Origin of the sequence: Streptomyces longispororuber (genome assembly GCF_014656095.1) — a bacterium.
Classification (GTDB): Bacteria; Actinomycetota; Actinomycetes; order Streptomycetales; family Streptomycetaceae; genus Streptomyces; species Streptomyces longispororuber.
The window spans coordinates 1-4,686 of the sequence record NZ_BNBT01000272.1; the positions used below are offsets into that span (position 1 = coordinate 1).

Sequence of the window (4,686 nt, forward strand, 5' to 3'; positions counted from 1 at the left end):
GCGGCGACCCGACCGCGGTCGGCGCCGAGCAGGCCGCGGACGCCCCGCAGCAGGCGCGCCGCCTCGGCGTCGGCTCGGTGGCGCCCGGCACGGCCTGGACCGACCTGCGCCACCTCGGCGGCCGGACGCTGCTCGTGGTACGGGCCGGGCACGGCAGCGCCGCGTGGCTGCACACCGTGGCGCGGCACCTCGCGGACCAGCAGATCGCGGTGCTCGGCGTGGTGCTCGTGGAACCCGATCCGCGGGACCGGACCGACGGCACGCTGTGGGACGGGAGGCACACCGCGCCGCGCGGCCCTTATGAACGGCTGGCCCGGCAGAACGGGACGGGTCAGCCGCGCACGGAGCGGCCGGCCCGGAGGAACGAGACGGACCCGCAGCGGCCGGAGCGGACGGCGCTGCCGGCCGCGCGGGTGCCGAACAGCGACCAGGGGGCGCGGTAGACATGTGTGGCATCGCAGGCACGTACCGGTGGCCGGACGGGAAGGTCGTGACCGACCGGCTCACCGATGTCCTCGCCCACCGCGGCCCGGACGGGTCGGGCGGCTACAGCCACTCGGCCGGTGACGGCGACGTGCACCTCGGGCACCGCCGCCTCGCGATCATCGACCTGTCCGAAACCGGCGCCCAGCCGATGGTCTCGGGCGGCCTCGCCCTGACGTACAACGGCGAGCTGTACAACGCGCCCGAGCTGCGCGCCGAACTCGCCGCCGCGGGGGTGCGCTTCCGCGGCACCTCCGACACCGAGGTGCTCCTTGAGGCCTGGCGGCGCTGGGGCACCGGCTGTCTGCCGCGGCTGCGCGGCATGTTCGCGTTCGGGATCTTCGACGAGCGCACCGGTGAGCTGGTGCTCGCCCGCGACCAGCTCGGCATCAAGCCGCTGTTCCTGCTGCGGCGCGGCGAGGGCCTGGTGTTCGCCTCCGAGCTCAAGGCGCTCGCCGCCGTGACCGGCGGTGCGCTGGAGGTGGACCACGGGGCGCTGGTGGCCTCGCTGCTGTACTACTGGGTGCCGGACTCGCGCTGCGCGCTGCGCGGGGCGGAGAAGCTGCCGCCGGGGAGCTGGCTGCGGTGCCGGCCCGACGGGCGGGTGGAGCGCGGCCGGTACTGGCACCTGAAGGACGTCGCCGCCGCGGGGCGGGAGCGGGCCCGCGCGGGCGAGCGGCCGGACCTGGCCGCCGTGGTCGAGGAGTCGACCCGGCAGCACCTGCTGTCGGACGTGCCCGTGGCGACCTTCCTCTCCGGCGGCCTCGACTCCAGCTATCTGACCGCGCTCGCGGCCCGCCACCGGCCCGGGATCTCCGCGTACACGATCGGGTTCCGCGCCGAGGACGCCAGGTTCGAGGCGATGCCGGACGACCTGCGCTACGCCCGGCAGGTGGCCGGGCGGTTCGGCGTCGACCTGCACGAGATCGAGATCGCCCCGGACGTGCTCGACCTGCTGCCGCGGATGACGTACCACCTGGACGAGCCGATCGGCGACCCCGCCGCGATCAACACGTACCTCATCTGCGAGGCCGCCCGGGAGGCCGGGGTGAAGGTGATGCTCTCGGGGATGGGCGCCGACGAGCTGTTCGCCGGGTACCGCAAGCACCTGGCCAATCTGCTGGCGCTGCGCTACCAGCGCGTCCCGCGGGCGCTGCGGCGCGGGGTCTCGGGGGCCGTGGACCGGCTGCCGGTCGCCACGAGCCGCCGGGGGTACCGGTCGGTGCGGTTCGCGAAGCGGTTCCTGTCCTTCGCCGACCTGCCGGAGGAGACCGCGTTCCGGCGCAGCTACACGATGTACGACCGGGAGGAGCTGCTCGGCCTGGTCGCTCCGGACCTGGCCGGGGCGGTCGACGACGTGCTGGCCGAGCACGCGGAGGTCTACGCGGACAACGACCTCGACGACTTCGTCAACCGCATGTGCCTGGGGGACGCCCGGATGTTCCTGCCGGGCCTGAACCTCGCGTACACGGACCGCTCCAGCATGGCCGCGTCGACCGAGGTGCGGGTGCCGTACGTGGACGTCGACGTGGTGGAGGCGGCGTTCGCCGTGCCCGGCGACCGCAAGATCGTCGGCCGCCAGGGCAAGGCCGTGCTGAAGGAGGCGGCCACCTCGATCCTGCCCAAGGAGATCGTGTACCGGCCCAAGGGCCTGTTCAGCGCGCCGCTGCGGGCCTGGATGAGCCGGGACCTGGCGCCGCTGGTGCGCGAGGTGGTCCACGACGGCGTGCTCGTCAGCTCCGGCATCCTGCGCCGCGACGCGCTGGCGCGGCTGGTGGCCGAGGACGCCGCCGGGCAGCGGGACTTCTCCAAGCATCTGTGGCATGTGCTGACCCTCGAGTACTGGTATCGCGGCGCGACCTCCGGGTCCGGCGAGAACGCTCGCTTGACGGCGTAGAAACAAGGGGACTTCGGGTGAAACAGGTTGTGCAGAACTACAAGAGCGGCGAGCTGGCGGTGCTCGACGTGCCGGTGCCGGGGTGCAAGCCGGGCGGTGTGCTGGTGCGCAGCTCCTACTCGCTGATATCCACCGGGACCGAGCTGATGAAGGTCTCCGAGGCCGGCATGTCGATGGTGGGCAAGGCCCGCTCCCGGCCGGACCAGGTGGCCAAGGTCATGCAGAGCGTGGCCACCAACGGGGTACCCGCCACCTACCGCAAGGTGATGGGCAAGCTGGACTCCTACACGCCGCTGGGCTACTCGCTGTGCGGGGTGGTCGAGCAGGTCGGCGCCGGGATCGACGACGTGGCGGTGGGCGACGTCGTGGCGTGCGCGGGCAACGAGCACGCGCTGCACGCCGAGCTGAACTGGGTGCCGAAGAACCTCTACGCGCGGGTGCCGGAGGGCCTGGACCCGCGGTACGCGGCCTTCGGCACCGTCGGGTCGATCGCGCTGCAGGGCGTGCGCCGCGGCGAGCCGCACCTCGGCGACGTGGCGCTGGTCATCGGCCTCGGCCTGATCGGGCAGCTCGTGGTGCAGCTCCTCGCCGCCTCCGGGGTCCGCGTCGTCGGCGTCGACCCCGACCCGGCGCGCTGCGAACTCGCCGGGCGCCTGGGGGCGGAGGCCTGCGGCGACCCCGCGTCCGCGGCCGTGGAGGCCGCCGTCGCCGGGCTCACCGAGGGCCACGGCGTGGACCAGGTGTACCTGGCCGCCGGCGGCGACAGCAACCAGCCCGTCGAGCTGGCCGCCCGGCTCTGCCGGGACCGCGGCCGGGTCGTCGACATCGGCAAGTGCCGCCTGGACCTGCCGTGGAACGCGTACTACGAGAAGGAGCTCGACGTCCGCTTCTCCCGCAGCTACGGCCCCGGGCGCTACGACCCGGAGTACGAGCTTCAGGGGCGGGACTACCCGATCGGCTACGTGCGCTGGACCGAGCGCCGCAACCTGGCGTGCTTCCTCGACCTCGTGGCCCGCGGCCGCGTCGACGTGGCGCCCCTGGTCTCCCACGTCGCCGACTTCGACGACGCCGTCGAGACGTACCAGCGCCTGAAGGACGGCGACCTGAAGGCCGTGGCCGTGCTCTTCCGGTACGCCGACCGCGTCGACGCGGCTCCGGCCGCCGAGGCCCCGTCGGTGGCCGTGCCCACGGTGCGCGTGCAGCCGGGTCCGCCGCGGCCCGCCACGTCGCCGGTGCGGCTCGCCTTCGTCGGCGCGGGCACCTACGCGACGTCGATGCTGCTGCCGCACCTGGCCGGGCGCGACGGCGTCGAGCTGTCCACGGTCGTCACCACGACGGCGCTGTCCGCGGCCAACGCGCGGCGGAAGTTCGGCTTCGCCGAGGCCACCACCGACCTCGACGCCGTCCTCGGTGACCGTGCCGTCGACGCGGTCCTCGTCGTCACCCGGCACAGCTCGCACGCCGAGCTGACCCGCAGGGCGCTGCTCGCCGGCAAGGCGGTGTTCGTGGAGAAGCCCCTGGCCCTCACCGAGGAGGAGCTGGCCGGGGTGCTCGCTGCGGTGGAGGAGTCCGGCAACGACCGGATCCAGGTGGGCTTCAACCGCCGGTTCGCGCCGCTGCTGCGCGAGGCCCGGGAGCGGTTCGGCGTCCGGACCGGTCCGGCGAGCGTCCGCTACCTGGTCAACGCGGGCCGCCTCGACCACGGCAGTTGGTATCTGCGGGGGGACACCGAGGGCTCGCGGTTCGCCGGTGAGGGCGGGCACTTCGTCGACACGGTGAGCTGGCTGCTCGGGGCCGACCCGGTCTCGGTGTACGCGACCGCGCCGTCGGGCACCGAGGACCTCCAGGTCGTGCTCCGCTACCCGGACGGGTCCACCGCCACCGTCAGCTACGTCACCTCCGGCCCGGCGAGCCTGCCCAAGGAGACGCTGGACCTGGTCGCGGACGGCAAGGCGCTGCGGCTCGACGACTTCGTCCGGGCCTCGGTGTACACCCGCAAGCGGTGGGTCAGTTCGCGGCTGCCCAAGGCCCGGGACAAGGGCCAGGAGGCCGAGCTGGCCGCGTTCGTCAAGGCCGTGCGGACGGGCGGGCCGATGCCGGTGCCGCTGGAGTCGCTGGCCGCCACCACGGCGGCCACCCTGGCCGTGCGCGCGAGCCTGGCCGAGGGCGCGCCGGTGACGTTGGCGAGGGCGCGATGAACACGAGCCCGGGCTGGTACCTGCGGCGGCTGTCCCGGATGGGGCCGCGGGAGGTCGGCGGCCGGGTGGGCGACGCCGTGCGCCGACGGCGCTGGCGCTCGGCGCGGC

The 4,686-nt window shown here is 74.3% G+C and carries 2 protein-coding genes and 1 pseudogene; all 3 read left to right on the forward strand.

Annotation, left to right across the window (positions count from 1 at the left end):
- Positions 1–443: pseudogene (locus IE330_RS37685) on the forward strand (Wzz/FepE/Etk N-terminal domain-containing protein); the annotation flags it as partial.
- A gap of 2 nt (positions 444–445) precedes the next feature.
- Entirely contained in the window at positions 446–2,380 is a 1,935-nt protein-coding gene (gene asnB / locus IE330_RS37690) for an asparagine synthase (glutamine-hydrolyzing) (protein ID WP_190140694.1), read from the forward strand.
- Positions 2,381–2,397: 17 nt separating this feature from the next.
- On the forward strand, positions 2,398–4,578 hold the full coding sequence (locus tag IE330_RS37695; protein ID WP_190140695.1) for a bi-domain-containing oxidoreductase: 2,181 nt from the start codon (positions 2,398–2,400) through the stop codon (positions 4,576–4,578).
- Positions 4,579–4,686 lie beyond the last annotated feature (108 nt).